This is a genomic window from Lentzea fradiae, assembly GCF_900100955.1.
GTDB lineage: Bacteria > Actinomycetota > Actinomycetes > Mycobacteriales > Pseudonocardiaceae > Lentzea > Lentzea fradiae.
Genome location: NZ_FNCC01000009.1, coordinates 348,070 through 365,688 on the forward strand (window position 1 = coordinate 348,070; position 17,619 = coordinate 365,688).

12 protein-coding genes are annotated in these 17,619 nt (G+C 71.4%); 9 read left to right on the top strand and 3 right to left on the bottom strand.

The window, feature by feature from the left end; all coding sequences use genetic code 11:
* Window positions 1-113 precede the first annotated feature (113 nt).
* From BLT23_RS23110 to BLT23_RS23150, 9 genes are read left to right on the top strand one after another with little or no spacing between them, the layout of a single operon-like run.
* Window positions 114-1,613, top strand: coding sequence for a sugar ABC transporter ATP-binding protein (locus tag BLT23_RS23110; RefSeq protein ID WP_090051911.1), 1,500 nt, complete (start codon window positions 114-116; stop codon window positions 1,611-1,613).
* The gene (locus BLT23_RS23115; protein ID WP_218133845.1) at window positions 1,610-2,644 is read left to right on the top strand and encodes an ABC transporter permease; all 1,035 of its coding nucleotides are present in this window, start codon (window positions 1,610-1,612) and stop codon (window positions 2,642-2,644) included. Before BLT23_RS23110 ends, BLT23_RS23115 begins: the two co-directional genes overlap by 4 nt.
* Window positions 2,637-3,596, top strand: a complete 960-nt coding sequence (locus tag BLT23_RS23120) for an ABC transporter permease (RefSeq protein WP_090051912.1) — start codon at window positions 2,637-2,639, stop codon at window positions 3,594-3,596. The genes BLT23_RS23115 and BLT23_RS23120 overlap by 8 nt, the downstream gene beginning before the upstream one ends.
* Window positions 3,593-4,657, top strand: coding sequence for a rhamnose ABC transporter substrate-binding protein (gene rhaS, locus BLT23_RS23125; RefSeq protein WP_245744108.1), 1,065 nt, complete (start codon window positions 3,593-3,595; stop codon window positions 4,655-4,657). Before BLT23_RS23120 ends, rhaS begins: the two co-directional genes overlap by 4 nt.
* A gap of 1 nt (window position 4,658) precedes the next feature.
* On the top strand, window positions 4,659-4,970 hold the full coding sequence (locus BLT23_RS23130) for an L-rhamnose mutarotase (protein ID WP_090051913.1): 312 nt from the start codon (window positions 4,659-4,661) through the stop codon (window positions 4,968-4,970).
* A gap of 16 nt (window positions 4,971-4,986) precedes the next feature.
* Complete coding sequence (rhaI, locus tag BLT23_RS23135; RefSeq protein ID WP_090051914.1) at window positions 4,987-6,141, top strand: L-rhamnose isomerase; 1,155 nt, start codon at window positions 4,987-4,989, stop codon at window positions 6,139-6,141.
* Window positions 6,141-8,165, top strand: a complete 2,025-nt coding sequence (locus BLT23_RS23140; RefSeq protein ID WP_090052142.1) for a bifunctional aldolase/short-chain dehydrogenase — start codon at window positions 6,141-6,143, stop codon at window positions 8,163-8,165. The genes rhaI and BLT23_RS23140 overlap by 1 nt, the downstream gene beginning before the upstream one ends.
* Window positions 8,162-9,484 carry a rhamnulokinase gene (locus BLT23_RS23145; RefSeq protein WP_090051915.1) on the top strand — a complete coding sequence of 441 codons (1,323 nt, stop codon included), beginning with the start codon at window positions 8,162-8,164 and terminating at the stop codon, window positions 9,482-9,484. The genes BLT23_RS23140 and BLT23_RS23145 overlap by 4 nt, the downstream gene beginning before the upstream one ends.
* Before the next feature lie 55 nt (window positions 9,485-9,539).
* Entirely contained in the window at window positions 9,540-10,775 is a 1,236-nt protein-coding gene (locus tag BLT23_RS23150) for an SGNH/GDSL hydrolase family protein (protein WP_090051916.1), read from the top strand.
* Window positions 10,776-10,959: 184 nt separating this feature from the next.
* On the opposite strand, the gene BLT23_RS23155 is transcribed toward BLT23_RS23150, so the two are convergent.
* The 3 genes from BLT23_RS23155 to BLT23_RS23165 form a co-directional block, all read right to left on the bottom strand.
* Complete coding sequence (locus tag BLT23_RS23155) at window positions 10,960-14,076, bottom strand: family 78 glycoside hydrolase catalytic domain (protein ID WP_090051917.1); 3,117 nt, start codon at window positions 14,074-14,076, stop codon at window positions 10,960-10,962.
* Between the two features lie 140 nt (window positions 14,077-14,216).
* Window positions 14,217-16,469 carry a cellulase family glycosylhydrolase gene (locus BLT23_RS23160; protein WP_090051919.1) on the bottom strand — a complete coding sequence of 751 codons (2,253 nt, stop codon included), beginning with the start codon at window positions 16,467-16,469 and terminating at the stop codon, window positions 14,217-14,219.
* A 153-nt stretch (window positions 16,470-16,622) separates the two neighbouring features.
* On the bottom strand, window positions 16,623-17,618 hold the full coding sequence (locus tag BLT23_RS23165) for a LacI family DNA-binding transcriptional regulator (protein WP_090051921.1): 996 nt from the start codon (window positions 17,616-17,618) through the stop codon (window positions 16,623-16,625).
* Window position 17,619: the final 1 nt, after the last annotated feature.

Consider the following 17,619-nt stretch of genomic DNA (forward strand, 5'->3'; position numbering starts at 1 on the left):
GTTGAAACGTGACAACGAATCGTACCTCGCAACCCTTGACATGGTGACGCAGCGCACCCAGAGTTCACGTAGCTCAACCGTTAAAACGTTTCAACGAAGAGACGGAGACGGACGTGGACCGACCTCCCGTGGTGGCGCTGGACGAGGTGAGCAAGTCCTTCGGCGCCGTCCGCGCGTTGTCCGGCGTGTCGTTGCGGCTGCTGCCCGGCGAGGCCCACGCCCTGCTCGGGGAGAACGGCGCCGGCAAGTCGACGCTGATCAAGACGCTGGCCGGGGTCCACCGGCCGGACGCGGGACGGGTGCTGGTCGACGGGGAGGCCGTGCGGTTCTCCGGTCCCGCCGACGCGCTGGCCGCCGGTATCGCGATCATCTACCAGGAGCCGACGCTGTTCGGGGACCTGTCGGTGGCGGAGAACGTGTTCATGGGCCGCCAGCCGCTCGGGCTCGGGCGGCGCATCGACGTGGCCGCGATGCACGCGCGGACGTCGGAGCTGTTCGCGCGCCTCGGTGTCCGGCTCGACCCGGCGCGTCCGGCGCGCGGGCTGTCCATCGCGGACCAGCAGCTCGTGGAGATCGCGAAGGCGCTGTCGTTCGCCGCGCGCGTGATCGTCATGGACGAACCCACGGCGGCGCTGTCCGCGCACGAGGTGCAGCGGCTTTTCGGTGTGGTGCAGGCGTTGCGCGACCAGGACGCCGCGGTGCTGTTCGTGTCGCACCGGCTCGGCGAGGTCTTCGAGCTGTGCCAGCGCGCCACCGTGCTGCGCGACGGCGAGTTCGTCTGGTCCGGCGGGCTGGAGGACGAGACGCCGGACTCGGTGGTGCGGCGGATGGTCGGCCGCGAGCTGTCGCAGCTCTTCCCCAAGCAGGACACGACGGCGGGCGAGGTGCTGCTGTCCGTGCGGCGGCTGACCCGCGAGGGCGTGTTCACCGACGTGTCGTTCGACGTGCGGGCGGGCGAGATCGTCGCGTTGTCCGGACTGGTCGGCGCCGGGCGCAGCGAGGTCGCGCGGGCGGTCTTCGGCATCGACCGGCCCGACGCCGGGTCGGTCGAGGTGCGCGGGAAGAAGCTGCGGCACGGCTCCCCCACCGCCGCGATGGCCGCCGGGATCGGGTTCGTGCCGGAGGACCGGCGCCAGCAGGGCCTCGTGATGGACGCGTCGATCGAACGCAACACCGCCCTGGCCTCGCTGGGCCGGCTGTCGACGTTCGGCTTGCTGCGCGGGAAGTCCGAACGCGCGCTGGCCGAGGACTGGGCCGTGAAGCTGCGGCTCAGGTTCGCGCGGCTCGGCGACCCGGTCGGTGTTCTCTCCGGCGGCAACCAGCAGAAGGTCGTGCTGGCCAAGTGGTTGGCGCGCAACCCGTCCGTGCTGATCGTCGACGAACCCACCCGCGGCATCGACGTCGGCACGAAGGCCGAGGTGCACCGGTTGCTCTCGGAGCTGGCGGGGCAGGGCGTGGCGGTGCTGATGATCTCCTCGGAGCTGCCGGAGGTGCTCGGGATGGCCGACCGCGTGCTGGTGATGCACGAGGGGCGCCTGGTGGAGGAGCTGGCCCGACACGAGACCACCGAGGAACGGGTCGCGCTCGCGGCCGCCGGGCAGGTGGCCTCGTGACGGCGACGGCCACCGCACCCTCCCGCCGCACCGCGGCCCGGCGCCTCACCACCCGCGTGGGCCGCGTCCGCGAGCTCGGCATCGTCGTGGCGCTGGCGCTCGTCGTCATCCCCACCGCGATCGTGAACCCGCGGTTCGTCCAGCCCCAGAGCCTGCGCGACCTCGCGCTCAACGCCTCGATCGTCGCGCTGCTCGCGGTGGGCCAGACGCTCGTCGTGATCACCCGCAACGTCGACCTGTCGGTGGGCTCGGTGCTCGGCCTGTCGGCGTTCCTGACGGCGCAGCACTTCGCCGACCACCCCGGCACCCCGCTGCTCGCGGGCATCGGGTTCGGCGTCGCCACCGGGTTCGCCTGCGGGCTGCTCAACGGCCTGCTGGTGGCGCTGGGCAACGTCCCCAGCCTCGTTGTGACGCTCGGCACCCTGTACGTCTTCCGCGGCGTCGACTACGCGCTGGCCCAAGGGCGGCAGGTCAACGCCTCCAACCTCCCCGACGCGCTGCTGGACCTCGGCGGCAGCCGGGTCCTCGGCGTTCCCGTGCTCGTCCTGGTCACCGTCGCGGTGATCGTGGTCGCCGCCGTGTACCTGCGCTCCTACCGGTCGGGCCGCGAGCTGTACGCGATCGGCTCGAACCCGGAGGCGGCCACGCTCGCGGGCATCCCCGTCGCCCGGCGCACCCTCACCACGTTCGTCCTTTCCGGACTGATCGCGGGCCTCGCCGGTGCGCTCTGGGTCGCGCGATACGGCACGGTCGACGCGGCGGCGGGCACCGGGCTGGAGCTCCAGGTCGTCGCCGCGGTGGTCGTCGGCGGCGTGGCGATCTTCGGCGGGTCGGGGACGGTGGCGGGGGCGGCGCTCGGCGCGCTGCTGCTGGGCACGATCACGAGCTGCCTGGTGGTGCTGCAGATCCCGGCGTTCTGGCAGCAGGCCATCTCCGGGGCGCTCCTGCTGAGCGCCATCACGGTCGACCGGCTGCTCGCGCTCCGGCTCGCGAAGGCGTTGCGCACCACGGAAGGGACGAGCCATGCGTAACCTCCTGCGGTGGGAGACCGCGTTGGTGTTCCTGCTGGTCGTGGTGGCGCTGGCTGGTCAGGTGAGCACGGACGGCTCGTTCCTGTCCGGCGGCAACCTCTTCTACCTCGGCCTCGACATCGCGGAGATCGCGCTCATCGCGTTACCGCTCACGCTCGTGATCGTGGCGGGCGAGATCGACCTCTCGGTGGCCTCCGTGCTCGGCCTGTCCAGCGCGCTGATCGGCTGGCTGTGGAACGCGGGCTGGTCGCTGGAGACGATCCTGCCGGCCGTGATCGTCGCGGGAGCCTTGTGCGGGGCGGTCAACGGGCTGCTGGTGACGCGGCTCGGCCTGCCGTCGCTCGCCGTCACCATCGGCACGCTCGCCCTCTACCGGGGTCTCGCGCTGGTCGTGCTGGGAGACACCGCGGTCGCGGACTTCCCGGCGAGCTACACGTCGTTCGGCACCACCCCGATCCCCGGCACCGACATCCCGTACCCGATCGCGCTCGCCGCCGTGCTCGCGGTCCTGTTCGGCATCGCGCTGCACGCCAGCTCGTTCGGCCGGGCCGTCTTCGCGATCGGCGCCAACGAGGAGGGCGCGCGGTTCTCCGGCATCCGGGTCAAGCGCGTTAAGCTGACCCTGTTCGTGCTCGCCGGCGCGGTGGCCGCCATCGCGGGCATCGTCTACACGTTCCGCTTCTCCAGTGCCCGCGCGGACAACGGCGTCGGGCTCGAGCTGGCCGTCGTCGCGGCGGTCCTGCTCGGCGGCGTGTCCATCTTCGGCGGCAAGGGGACGCTCTTCGGCGTCCTCGCGGGTGTGCTGCTGCTCGGCGGCCTGCGCAACCTGCTGATCCTGCAGGACACCTCCACCGAGGTCCTCACCATCGTCACCGGCTTGCTGCTGCTGGTGAGCGTTCTCGCTCCCTCGATCACCCGACGCGTCGGAACTCTGCGAAAGGCCGCGCCATGAAGACACGCTCGTTGCTCGCTCTGGTGATGACCGGGGCGGTCGCTCTCACCGCCTGCGGTGGCGGCACCACCAAGGACAGCGCCGCCCAGGAGACGGGCGGTGCCACCAACGCCGCCAAGGCCGACCCGAACGCGCCGCTCAAGGAAGGTCTGAAGATCACCTTCCTGCCCAAGCAGGTCAACAACCCGTACTTCACCGTGGCGCAGAAGGGCGCGGAGAGCGCGGGCACGGCGGTCAAGGGCGAGGTGAAGGCGACCGGCCCGTCCGACGCCGCCGCCTCGTCGCAGGTCACCTACATCAACACCGCGGCGCAGCAGAGGCAGGACGCGCTGGTGATCTCCGCGAACGACGCCAACGCCGTCGCGCCCGCGTTGAAGACCGCGCGCTCCCAGGGGCTCAAGGTCGTCACGTTCGACTCCGACGCCGCGCCGGACGCCAGGGACGTCTTCATCAACCAGGCCACCTCCGACGAGATCGCGGCGGGCCAGGTGAAGCTGATCTCGGAGGCGGTCGGCGGCAGCGGTGAGATCGCGATCCTGTCCGCGACCCCGAACGCCACCAACCAGAACGCGTGGATCGAGGTCATGAAGACCGAGCTGGCGAAGCCCGAGTACTCGGGTCTGAAGCTGGTGGAGACCGCGTACGGCAACGACGACGACCAGACGTCGTTCCAGAAGACCCAGGGCCTGTTGCAGGCGCACCCGGACCTCAAGGGCATCATCTCGCCCACCACGGTCGGCGTCGCGGCGGCGGCGCGCTACCTCAGCTCGTCGGAGTACAAGGGCAAGGTCCAGCTGACCGGTCTGGGCACGCCCAACCAGATGCGCAAGTTCGTCCAGGACGGCACCGTGAAGTCGTTCGCGCTGTGGGACCCGAGCAAGCTCGGCTACCTCGCCACCTACACCGCCGCCGCGCTCGCGTCCGGCCAGATCACCGGTGCCGAGGGCGAGAAGTACCAGGCGGGCGACCTCGGCGAGTACACGATCGGCGCGAAGGGCGAGGTCGTCCTCGGCCCGCCGACGGTGTTCACCAAGGACAACATCGACCAGTTCGACTTCTGACATGCGCGTGTGCTTCACGTTGCGGGTCCGCCCCGACCGGCTCGGCGAGTACCGGGCGCGGCACCGCGAGGTGTGGCCCGAGATGCGGGCCGCCCTCCGCGAGGCGGGGTGGCGCGACTACTCCCTCTTCCTCGCCGAGGACGGCCTGCTCGTCGGCTACCTGGAGTGCGACGACTTCGACGCGGCGCTCGCGGCGATGGCCCGCACCGAGGTGAACGCGCGCTGGCAGGCCGAGATGGCGGAGCTCTTCGTCGGCGACGGCAACGCCGACGAGCGGATGCGGCCCCTCGACGAGGTCTTCCACCTCGACTGACGCTTTGGGGAGAACGATGAGTGTGAAGGACGCGCTGCGCGAGCAGCGGATCGAGACCCCGTCGTGGGCCTACGCCAACTCGGGCACCCGGTTCAAGGTGTTCGCGCAGCAGGGGGTGCCGCGCACGCCGTACGAGAAGATCGACGACGCTGCGGTGGTGCACCGGCTGACCGGGGTCGCGCCGACCGTCGCGCTGCACATCCCGTGGGACAAGGTCGACGACTACGGCAAGCTCGCGTCGTACGCGCGTGACCGCGGAGTCGCGTTGGGGGCCATCAACTCCAACGTGTTCCAGGACGACGACTACAAGCTCGGCAGCGTCTGCCACCCCGACCCGGTGGTGCGACGCAAGGCGCTCGGGCACCTGCTCGACTGCGTGGACATCATGGACGCCACCGGGTCCCGCGACCTCAAGCTGTGGTTCGCCGACGGGCTCAACTACCCGGGGCAGGACAACATCCGCGCCCGCCAGGACAGGCTCGCCGAGGCGTTGCACGAGACGTACGCACGGCTCGGCTCGGACCAGCGGATGTTGCTGGAGTACAAGCTCTTCGAGCCCGCGTTCTACGTCACGGACGTGCCGGACTGGGGCACGGCGTTCGCGCACTGCCAGCAGCTCGGCGACAGGGCGCAGGTCGTGATCGACACCGGGCACCACGCCCCCGGCACGAACATCGAGTTCATCGTGTCGTTCCTGCTGCGGGCGGGGAAGCTCGGCGCGTTCGACTTCAACTCGCGCTTCTACGCCGACGACGACCTCATGGTCGGGGCGGCCGACCCGTTCCAGCTGTTCCGGATCATGCACGAGATCGTGCTGGCCGACGCGCTGAAACCCGCCGCGGGCATCGCGTTCATGCTCGACCAGTGCCACAACCTGGAGCCGAAGATCCCGGCGATCATCCGGTCGGTGCTGAACGTCCAGGAAGCGACGGCCAAGGCGTTGCTGGTCGACCACGCGGCTTTGGACGAGGCTCAGCGGGCCGGTGACGTGCTCGGGGCGAACGCCGTGCTGATGGACGCCTACAACACCGATGTGCGGCCGTTGTTGCGGGAGCTGCGGGAGGACATGGGGCTCGACCCCGACCCGATGGCCGCGTACCGGCGGTCGGGGTACGCCGAGCAGATCGTCCGGGACCGGGTCGGTGGCGAGGCCGCCGGGTGGGGTGCGTGATGGAGCAGGTCGAGGCGCTGCTGGCGCGGAGCAACCGGCTGGGCGCGGATCCGCGCAACACCAACTACGCGGGCGGGAACACCTCGGCCAAGGGCGTCGAGGTCGACCCGGTCACCGGACAGCCCGTGGACCTGCTGTGGGTCAAGGGATCGGGCGGTGACCTGGGCACGCTGACCGAGGCGGGACTCGCGGTCCTGCGGCTCGACCGGCTGCGCGCGCTGACCGGGGTCTACCCCGGCATCGAGCGCGAGGACGAGATGGTCGCCGCGTTCGACTTCTGCCTGCACGGCAAGGGAGGCGCGGCGCCGTCGATCGACACGGCCATGCACGGCCTGGTGGACGCGGCGCACGTCGACCACCTGCACCCGGACGCGGGCATCGCGTTCGCCACGGCGGCCGACGGCGAGGCGCTCGTCAAGGCGTGCTTCGGCGACCGCGTCGTGTGGGTGCCGTGGCGGCGGCCCGGTTTCCGGCTGGGGCTGGACATCGCGGCCGTGAAGCGGGACAACCCGCAGGCCATCGGTGTGGTTCTGGGCGGGCACGGCATCACCGCGTGGGGCGCGACGAGCGAGGAGTGCGAGGCGCGCTCGCTGGAGATCATCGCCACCGCCCAGCGCTACCTCGACGACCACGGCCGCCCCGACCCGTTCGGCGAGGTGGTGCACGAGGCGTTGCCGGAGCGGGAACGCCGCGTCCGCGCCGCCGAGCTGGCACCGGTGGTCCGGGGCCTGGCCTCGACGGACAACCCGCAGGTCGGCCACTTCACCGACACCGCGGTGGTGCTCGACTTCCTCGCCCGCGCACGGCATCCGGAGCTGGCGGCACGGGGAACCTCGTGCCCCGACCACTTCCTGCGCACCAAGGTCCGGCCTCTCGTGGTGGACCTGCCGCCGACAGCGCCGTTGGGCGACGTCGTCGCGCGGTTGAAGGAACTGCACCAGGAATACCGCGAAGACTACCGGGCGTACTACGAGCGGCACGCCGAGCCGGACAGCCCGCCGATGCGCGGCGCGGACCCGGCGATCGTGCTGGTGCCGGGCGTCGGCATGTTCAGCTTCGGCCGCGACAAGCAGACGGCACGGGTCGCGGGCGAGTTCTACGTGAACGCCATCAACGTCATGCGCGGCGCGGAGTCCGTCTCCCGGTACGCGCCGATCGAGGAAAGCGAGAAGTTCCGCATCGAGTACTGGGCGCTCGAAGAGGCCAAGCTGCGACGGATGCCGAAGCCCAAGCCCTTGGCGACCCGGGTCGCGCTCGTGACCGGCGGTGGTTCCGGCATCGGGCGGGCCATCGCCGAACGGCTGGCCGCGGAGGGCGCGTGCGTGGTGGTCGCGGACCGCAACGCGGACACGGCACGTGAGGTCGCGGAAGGCATCGGTTCGGCGGACGTGGCCGTGCCGGTCACGGTCGACGTGACGTCGGCGGAGGGTGTCGCCGAGGCGTTCCGGGCGGCCGTGCTCGCGTTCGGCGGCGTGGACCTGGTCGTCAACAACGCCGGTCTGTCGATCTCCAAACCGCTCGCCGAGACGACAGAAGCCGACTGGGACTTGCAGCACGACGTGATGGCCAAGGGGTCGTTCCTCGTCTCACGGGAGGCCGCGAAGGTGTTGCGCGCCCAGGGAACGGGCGGCGACATCATCTACATCTCCAGCAAGAACGCGGTGTTCGCCGGACCGAACAACGTCGCGTACGGCGCGGCCAAGGCCGACCAGGCGCACCAGGTGCGGTTGCTCGCGGCCGAGCTGGGCGGTGACGGCATCCGCGTCAACGGCATCAACCCGGACGGCGTGGTCCGCGGTTCCGGCATCTTCGCGGGCGGCTGGGGTGCGCAGCGCGCCGCCGTCTACGGCGTGCCGGAGGAGAAGCTGGGCGAGTTCTACGCCCAGCGCACCCTGCTCAAGCGGGAGGTCCTGCCGTCGCATGTCGCGGCGGCCGTCATCGCGCTGACGGCGGGCGACCTGTCGCTCACCACGGGCCTGCACGTGCCGGTCGACGCCGGTGTGGCAGCGGCGTTCCTGCGATGACCGCGGTGGCGGCGGTCGACCTCGGCGCGTCGAGCGGCCGTGTCATGCGCGGCGTCGTCACCGGCGGCGCCGTCCGGGTCGAGGAGGTGCACCGGTTCGCCAACGGGCCGGTGCACCACGACGGCGCGCTGCGCTGGGACGTGCGGCGCCTGCACCGCGAGGTGGTCGCCGGGCTGAGACTGGCCGGTGACGTCACGAGCATCGGCATCGACAGCTGGGCGGTCGACTACGGCCTGCTGGACGAGCACGGCGAGCTGCTCGCCGACCCGGTCTGCTACCGCGACTCCCGCACCGACGGCGTCCGGCCCGCCGAGGGCCTGTACGAGGTCAACGGGTTGCAGTTCCAGCCGTTCAACACGATGTTCCAGCTGATGGCGGAACCGTTGCTGCCCAGGGCGTCCCAGCTCCTGCTGGTCCCCGACCTGATCTCGTACTGGCTCACCGGAGAACGCGGCGCCGAGCACACCAACGCCACCACAACGGGCCTGGTCGACGTCAGGACGGGCCAGTGGTCGCCGGAGCTGACCGCGGACCTCCCCGCCGGGCTGCTGCCGGACCTGCGCCACCCCGGCGATCCGGCGGGCACGTACGGCGGCGTCCCGGTCACCGCGGTCGGCTCGCACGACACCGCCTCCGCCGTCGTCGCCGTGCCCGCCCGCAACGACCGCTTCGCCTACATCTCGTGCGGCACCTGGTCGTTGGTCGGCGTCGAGCTCTCCGCACCGGTGCTCACGCCGGAGAGCCGTGCGGCCAACTTCACCAACGAGGGCGGCGTGGACGGCACGATCCGCTACCTGCGCAACGTGATGGGCCTGTGGCTGTTGCAGGAGTGCGTCAGGGTGTGGCAGGTCCAGCTCACTCCCCTGCTGCGGGAGGCCGCGCACGCCACGGGGACGGTGTTCGACCCCAACGATCCGGTGTTCCTGCCACCCGGCGACATGCCGGACCGCATCCAGCGGCACTGCGGCAGGACCATGACCAGGCCGGAGGTCGTCCGGTCCGTCCTGGACAGTCTGGCACTGGCCCACCGCGACGCGGTGCTGGACGCGCAGCGGTTGTCCGGCAAGGAGGTCGACGTCGTGCACGTGGTCGGTGGCGGCTCGCGCAACGACCTGCTGTGCCAGCTGACGGCGGACGCGTGCGGCCTGCCGGTGGTCGCGGGCCCGGCCGAGGCGACGGCGCTGGGCAACGTGCTGGTGCAGGCGCGTGCCGCGGGAGCGGTGCCGGGCGGTCTGGCGGACATGAGGCGTCTGGTGCGGCAGTCCCTGCCGTTGCGGCGTTTTCTGCCGCGCGGAGTCGAACATCGTCGAACTGTTTGACCCCTTCGCGCCTGGCCTCCTAGCTTGAGGCTCTGGCGCGGAAAGGGGTTTCAGGATGCGCAGGCGCTCGTTCCTCGGTCTGGCCGTGACGGGGGCGCTCACCGCCCCCGCCGTAGCGCACGCGGCACCACCCGGCGAGCGCTGGGTCCACACCTGGACGTCGATGCCGCAGCTCACCGAGCCGCACAACATGCCGCCACCGCCGTTCACCGACGGCGAGCTGGTGATGGCCGGTGCGACACTGCGCCAGACCGTCCGGGTCACCGTCGGCGGAAAGCGCTTGCGCCTGCGGTTCAACAACGCGTTCGGCGGCGCGGTCCTGCCGCTGACCGCCGTCACCGTCGCACTTCCCGCCGGTGGCAAGGCGGGCGTCAGCGCCGTCCAGCCCGGCAGCGTGCGGCGGGTGACGTTCAACGGACGGTCCTCAGTGGACGTCCGCATCGGTGCACTGGTGGTGTCCGACCCGCTGGACTTCGCGCTGGCCCCCGGCACGAACCTCACCGTCACCGCGTACCTCGCGCGGGGCCAGGCGTCGAGCAGCATCACCTCGCACCCCGGCTCGCGCACCACGTCGTACCTGCTGGCCGGCGACCACGTCACGGCCGCCGACCTGCCCGGCTCGACGCCCACCGACCACTGGTACTTCCTCAGCGGAGTCGAGGTCCTCGCCAGGAAGGCCAACGGCGTCGTCATCATCGGCGACTCGCTGACCGACGGACGCGGGTCCACCACCAACGGCAACGACCGCTGGCCCGACCAGCTCTCCGAGCGGCTGCCCGGTGTCGCGGTGCTCAACCAGGCGGCGGGCGGCAACCGCGTGCTCGACGACGGGCTGGGGCCGAGCGTGCTCGCCCGCCTGGACCGCGACCTGCTGGCGCAGAGCGGGGTGCGCAAGGCGATCCTGTTCGAGGGCGTCAACGACATCGGCACCGCTGAGCCCACGGCGGCAGCGCAACAAGCCGTCGCCGACGACCTCATCGCCGCCTACCAGCAGATCGTGGACCGCGCACACGCGCACGACATCGAGGTGTTCGGCGCGACGCTGCTGCCGTTCGGCGGCCACGACTACGACGACCCCGGCGGGCACCGCGAGGTGGCCCGTCAGTCGGTGAACCGCTGGCTCCGGACCAGCGGAACCTTCGACGCGGTGTTCGACTTCGACGCCGTCGTCCGCGATCCCGCCGACCCGCGACGGTTGCACCCCGTCCCGGACGTCGGCGACCACCTCCACCTCAACCCGGCCGGGTACCGCATGCTCGCGCACGCGGTCCCGGTCAAGCTCCTCCGCTGACCACCACCCACCACCACCCCGTCCCACCACCCTTTCGTGTGTCCGTTGCTGCACGCGGGGCCCCCGCGTACCCGCTGTCAGTACGCGGGGCCCCCGCGTACTCAAGGCAGGGCACGGGGAGCTACCGGGCTCGCCTGGTGGGGTGGCGCTCGGGTGGGTGAAGGCGGGGGTGGAAGGGCTGGGGTCAGGCTGGTGTGGGGTCGGTGCCGTTGAACTTCCAGCGGCCGTGCGGCACCTTCACCACCGAGAAGCTCCTCCCCTGCGGCACGTGGACCTCGGCGGTGGCGCCCACGGGCACCTCGACGGTCAGCCGCAGCGTGCCGTCCACCTTGGCCCACGAGACCGCGATGCGACCGCGGATGCTCTCGAACTCGAACTGGGCCCACGACACGCCGTTCGTCGCGTTTGGACGGACGGTGAAGGTGCGGAAGCCCTCGTCACCGGGCCGTAGCCCGGCCACGTTCTCGTACAGCCACTGCACGAGCGTGCCCTTGAAGTAGTGGTTGCGCGAACGTGTGCCGGTGTCCCACATCTCCCACATCGTGTCGGCGCCGTTCGCGAACCAGTCGCCCCAGTTCGGGTACGACCGCTCCACGGCCATCGCGTGCGCCACGTCCGCGTGTCCGGTGTCGCTCAGCACCTGCAACAGCACGCTGGCGCCGAGACAGCCGACGTTGAGGTGGTTGCCGTTGGCCCGGATCTCGGCGGCCAACCGGTCGGCGACGGCCTGCACGGACCCGGCGGGCACCATGCCGAACGCGAGCGGGACCGCGTTCGACGTCTGCCGGTAGTCCGGGTCCCTGGACGTGCGGTAGCGGTCGCCGTCGAGGAACGTCCGGTTGAACGTGGCCAGCAACCCGGCCGCGACCTCGCGGTAGCGCGGGATCGGTGTGCCGATCACGTCACCGAGCTCGGCGGTGTGCAGCAACGCGCGGTAGAGGTACGCCGTGGCGGTGAGCCGGGTGTCCTCCGGCGGGTTGCCGCCGGAACCGGGCGGCAGCCAGTCGCCGAGCGCGGTCACGGCGAGGCCGTCGCGCAGCCGGTTGATCTCCCAGTCGAGGTAGCGGGTGAGCACCGGCCAGTGCTGGGCGGCGAGCCGGTCGTCGCCGTAGACGCGGTACATCTCCCGCAGCACGAACGGGTACACGGTCGTCCACTCGGGCGCGGGCGCGAGGTCCCGGTAACCCCAGCCGCCGCTGGGCACGATCACCGGGATCTGGCCGGCGGCGTCCTGGGCGTCGGCGAGGTCGCCGAGCCACTTCGTGAAGAACTTCGCCAGGCCGAACTCCGCCAGCATCGAGGGTGCGCCGACCTGCGCGTCACCCGTCCAGCCGTTCTTCTCGAAGACCGGTGTGTCGGTGGGGATGCCGTGCAGGTTGTTGAGGACCGTGCGGCGCATCGCGGAGTCGTACTGCTCGAACAACGGCTCCGAGCACCGGAACCTGCCCACGCTCGGCACGTCGGAGTGCACGACCTTGCCCACCAGACGTGGTGCGGCGGTCAGGCCGGTCACCTCGACGTAGCGGAAGCCCTTGTAGGAGAACTTCGGTTCCCACGTCTCGCCGCCTCCGGCGCAGATGTACTCGTCGAGCTGGCACCGGGAGCCGCTGACGAGCGGGTTCTCCGCGAGCACCGTGCCGTCGGGCTTCAGCACCTCGCCGTGCTTGAGCCGGACGGTCGTCCCGGCGGGCGCGGTGACGGTGAGCTGCGTCCAGCCGGACATCGTGCGGCCCATGTCGGCGACGAACACGCCGGGCTTCGGTTCGGTGACGGCGACCGGTGTCACCGACTCGATCACGCGGATCGGTTCGTGCTCCTGGGCTTTCAGCGTGCCCTTCGGTCCCGGCCGCACGGGTGCGGTCCGCCACCCGCTGTCGTCGAAGCCCGGTTTCGTCCAGTCGCGCGGGGCGAGGCGGGCGTCGTAGGTCTCGCCGAGGTACAGCGAGTTCGACACCGTGGGGCCTTCGGTGAGGCGCCACGACCCGTCGGAGGTGATGGTCGTGCGCGTGCCGTCCGGGTGGTCGACCTCCAGCTGTGCCAGCAGTTTCGGCTCGTCGTGCCACGGCGGCCGGTCCCACGCCCACGCGTTCGGGGTCTTCATGCCGTAGAAGCCGCGGCCGAGCGTGACGCCGATGGCGTTGCGGCCCCGCTTGACCAGGTCCGTGACGTCGTGCGTGGCGTAGAGAACGGTGTTGTCGTAGTCGGTGAAGCCGGGGTCCAGCACGCGGTCGCCGACGCGGCGGCCGTTGATCTCGGTCTCGTGGTAGGCGAGGCCGCAGACGTAGAGCCGGGCCCGCGCGACGGGCTTGGCCAGCGCGAACTCCTTGCGCAGCAACGGCGCCGGCTGCTCGCGCACGGTGACGTCCGACCGCCACGGGCCCTGGCCGTACGGGTCGAGCACGGTCGCCGCCGCCCACGCCGAGTCGTCGAAGTCCGGGTTCTGCCACCCCTGCTGCTCGGTCGCGGTCACCTTCCAGCCGGGACCGGTGACGAGCTCGCGCTGCTGCCCGTCCGGCAGGTCCGCGACGAGCCTCAGCAGCAGACCGGCCGGGCCTTCCGAGCGGTTCGTGGCCCGTGCGGCCACCACGATCCGCCGGCCTGCCAGCGCGGTGACGTCGGCGCGCTGCCCGACTTTCCAGATGTCGGTCTGCACCGGGACGTGCACGACCTGAGTTCCGTTGACGTACAACGTGAAGTCGTCGTCGGCGGTCGCGACGAGCCGGGCTCGCACCGCGTCGGCGGGCAGGTCGAGCGAGGCGCGGAACCACCGGCTCTCCGCCGGGGTGGTCTCCGACCAGATCCACCGGGTGCCGGTGAAGCCCAGCGCGGTGTCCTGTGCGCCGATCCAGCTCGCCTGCCAGGCGGTGCCGAGCAGGGCGGTCTCCCACCAGCTCGTGGTGCTCCAGGCCGACGGCCGGTTCGAGCCGTCCCACACCCGGACCCGCCAGTGGTAGCGGGTGCGCGGCTTGAGCTGCTTGCCGGCGTAGGCGACGCCCGTCGTGCGGTCGGAGGCGACCCGGCCGGACTGCCAGACGTCCGACCGGCCCGGCGCCGTGCCGACCTCGACCTGGTAGGCGGTCTGCCGCGCGCCGGTGCCCCCGGCGGCGAGCACCCAGCCCAGCCGGGGCACGGCGACGTCGGTGCCGAGCAGCGTCTCCGCGTACTCCGCGGTGGTGCGCACGACCCGCAGCCCTCCACCGGCCTTCTCCTCACCGGCACTGGCCGCCCCGGCCACCGCGGCCGGGAGGGCGGTCGCGGTCAGCCCGACCGCCGACGTCCTGAGGAACACCCGTCTGCGCACGTCGCCTCCACCTTCGTCGCTGGATGAAACGTTTCAATCGCGGCGGCGGCTTCAGCGTGTTGGGTGTTTCGAAGTGTGTCAAGGCGCACAGCAACAGGCTGTCCGCAATCGGACAGCCTGTTGAATCGTTTAAACCCGTGCTAGGCGGTCGTGCAGGTGCCCCCGTTCAGCGTGAACGACGACGGTGCCGGGTTCGAGCCGCTGTGCGTGCCGTTGAAGCCGATGCCGGTCGACGCGTTCGGCGCGAGCGCGCCGTTCCACTCCAGGTTCTTCGCGGTCACACCGGTGCCGGACTGGGCGAACGTCGCTCCCCAGCCGGGCAGCGTCACGCGCTGGCCGTTGGCGTAGCTGAACGCGAGCGTCCACCCGTTGAGCGCGGTGGTGCCGGTGTTGGTGATCGTGATGCTCGCGGTGAACCCGCCGCCCCCGCCCCAGTCCTGAGCGGAGTAGGCGACCTTGCACGACCCGGTGCCGCCGCCGCTCGTGGTCGCGGAGCCGATGCCGGACAAGGCCGAGACGTTGCCCGCCGCGTCCCTCGCGCGCACCTGGTACCGGTAGGTGGTCGACGGGGTCAGGCCGCTGTCGGTGAAAGTGGCCGTGGTGGTGATGCCGGCCGTGGTGAACGAGCCGTTGCCCACCGCGCGAAGCACCTCGTAGCCGGTCACACCGACGTTGTCGGTCGACGCCGTCCAGCTGAGCGTGAGACCGGTCGAGGTGATGCCGGACGCCGTGGGCGTGCCAGGCGTCGTCGGCGCCTCCGTGTCGCCGCCACCGCCGCTGTAGATCTTGGCCTCCTTCGACGTCTGGCGGACACCGTTGGCACCGTTGAGGAACCGCTCGCCCCACGGCGTGAGGCTGCTGGGGTCGAAGGAGTTCGTCATGTCGAGGTAGCCGACGTCGCTGCTGTTGCCGCTCCACGACCAGCCGAGGTACCCGAGACCGCGGGCCTGCGCCTGGGCCATGATCGTGTCCTCGTCGGGGTCGCCGTCGCTGTGGTCGTGCCCGAACTCCCCCACCGCCAGGGGCAGACCGGCGGTCCGGAACGCGTCGAAGTAGGCGTTGACCTTGTCCGCGGTGTTGTAGACGCCGTACATGTGGATGGAGAACACGGTGTTGCGCAACGGGTCCGCGGCCAGCACCGACGCCGCGTTGTCGCGCATGATGCCGCCCCAGTCCTGGCCCCACATCGGGGCGTCGGCCATCAGCAGGTGCTGCAACCCGGCGCCGCGCAGCCGGTTGACGGCACTGCTGGTGGCGCTCGCCCAGGTGGCGCTCACCTCCTGGTTGTTGCCGAACGGCTCGTTGCCCAGGTTGATGACGACGTAGTCCTCCTGGCCCTTCAACGCGTTCGCCACGCCGATCCAGTACGTCGCCGCCTGGTCGAGTGATGCCGCACCGCTCTGCTCGCCGTAGCCGGTGGTGTCGTGCACCTCCAGCACGCAGATCAGCTTCGACTGCTTGCACAGCGAGACGACGTTCGACACCTCCGCCGCCGAGGTCGGGCCCCACCGCTGGCCGCTGCCGAGCACGACCCGCACCGTGTTGGCGCCGAAGGACTTGATGTCCGCGAACGCCCTGGTCTGCGTCTGGTACCAGACGTGCGCGTGGTTGACGCCGCGCATGACGAACGGGGTGCCGTCGCCCTCGACGACCTGCGTGCCCTGGACGTGCAGGCCGATCGCCGGTGCCCCGCCGCCGAGCGCCGCCACGACCGCCGGGTACCAGCGGTTCTCGATCTTCTGGATGCCGGTGGTGCTGTTGGGGTGCACGCCGTCGGTGGTGTCGGCCGCGGTGTTGAACCCGGTCCACTGGTCGACGACGGTGATCGGGGACGCCGCGGTGCTGTTGGCCCGCGCCCAGCCGGGGATCAGGTTGTTCAGGTCGACGACCCGCTGCGCGCACGCCGAGCAGTTGGCCGGGGTCATCGGGATGATCTGGGCGACGAGGAGCTTGATCGACGGGTTGCTCGCCCGCATCTGGCCGAGCATCGTCGTGTAGGCGTTGATGATCGTGCTCGCGGGGACGTTGCTCCACACGTCGTTGGTGCCGAGGTGCATCAGCACGACGTCCGGCCGCGCGGAGGCGAGCCAGCCGGGCAGCCGGTTGTCCCGCACGATGTTCGTGGCCAGGATGCCGCCGTGGCCCTCGTTGTCGCCGTCGTAGGTGAAGCCGCAGCCCGGTGCGGGCAGCGAGCCGACGAAGTCGACGTCGTGCCCGGTTTCCTGCAGGTGCCTCCAGAGCAACGCCCGCCAGCAGCCCGGTGACCCCGTGATGGAGTCACCCAGCGCCATGATCCGCGCCGGGGCCGCGGACGCGGTGACAGCCGTGGGGATGACCGCGCAGGCGGCGAGGAGCAGCCCGGCCAGCACGGCCCGGAGAAGTCGCAAGGCCACGAAGACCTCCTGGGAAGAGGGATGCCGAGGTGGATGTCCGATTTCCGGGAGCGCTCCCAGAACCGGACACTAGCCAGCCGATGACCGGGTGACACCGCCGGTTGGCCCACCGCGCGAACCTGTCCGCTGCGGACAAGGACGCGCGGCCGGCGGTCAGCGCGGTACCGAGCTGGCCCGGCTGGAGAGCTTGGGCGCCAACAGGGTCAGCGCCGGAGCGGGCACACCCGCGAGACGGGCGGCGAGCAGCTCGACGGCCCGCCTGCCGAGCTCCTCCGCGGGCAGCTGGACCGACGTCAGCTGGCGTTGCTCGGCGTACTCGTCCGGGCAGATCGCCACGACCGCGACGTCCTCCGGCACCTTGCGGCCCAGCGCCCGCAGACCGGCCACGACCCAGCCCAGCGCGGCCTCGTTGTGCACGACCAGTCCGGTCATCGCGGGCTGTGCGCGCAGCAGGGCGCGCAACGCCCCGAGCACCGACTCGTAGTCGTCCTCGGCGGGCAGGGCGGTCGAGGCGATCCCCCTGCGCATGGCCGCGGCGCCGAAGCCCGCCATCGTGCGCTGCGCGTACCCGGTGTTGCGCTGGTAGACGACGCTCGGGGCGCCGAGGAACCCGACGTGCCGGTGGCCGAGGCCGACGAGGTGCTCGACGCACCGCGCGCCCGCCGCCTCGAAGTCCAGGTCGACGCACACCAGCCCCTTGGCCGCCGCCGGGCGTCCGATGAGGACGGACGGCTGCGGCATCTCGCGCAGCGGCGGGACCCGCACGTCGTCCAGCTCCACGTCCATCACCAGGAACCCGTCGGCCCTGGCACCGGCCGCGACCCGCCGCAGGCCCTCCGCGCCCTGGTCCGCGGTCATGATCAGCACGTCCATGTCGTGCCGCCGGGCCGCGGTGACCACCGAGGTCACGATCCGCATCTGCGCGGGCAGGTGCACGCCGGGCCGCAGCGGCAGCACCAGCGCCACCACGTTCGCCCTGTTGCCCGCGAACGCTCTCGCTCCGGCGTGCGGGTGGTAGCCCAGCTGGCGGATGCTCTCCCGCACCCTCGACCGGGTCCGCGGCGAGATGGACCTCTTGCCTGTCAGCACGTACGACACGGTGCTCGGGGCTACCCCGGCATGTTTCGCCACGTCCGCGATGGTGACCACG

Coding starts and splice junctions, on each gene's coding strand:
- BLT23_RS23120 (WP_090051912.1), top strand. CDS start 2,637: ATGCGTAACCTCCTGCGGTGGGAGACCGCGTTGGTGTTCCTGCTGGTC.
- rhaS (WP_245744108.1), top strand. CDS start 3,593: ATGAAGACACGCTCGTTGCTCGCTCTGGTGATGACCGGGGCGGTCGCT.
- BLT23_RS23130 (WP_090051913.1), top strand. CDS start 4,659: ATGCGCGTGTGCTTCACGTTGCGGGTCCGCCCCGACCGGCTCGGCGAG.
- rhaI (WP_090051914.1), top strand. CDS start 4,987: ATGAGTGTGAAGGACGCGCTGCGCGAGCAGCGGATCGAGACCCCGTCG.
- BLT23_RS23140 (WP_090052142.1), top strand. CDS start 6,141: ATGGAGCAGGTCGAGGCGCTGCTGGCGCGGAGCAACCGGCTGGGCGCG.
- BLT23_RS23145 (WP_090051915.1), top strand. CDS start 8,162: ATGACCGCGGTGGCGGCGGTCGACCTCGGCGCGTCGAGCGGCCGTGTC.
- BLT23_RS23150 (WP_090051916.1), top strand. CDS start 9,540: ATGCGCAGGCGCTCGTTCCTCGGTCTGGCCGTGACGGGGGCGCTCACC.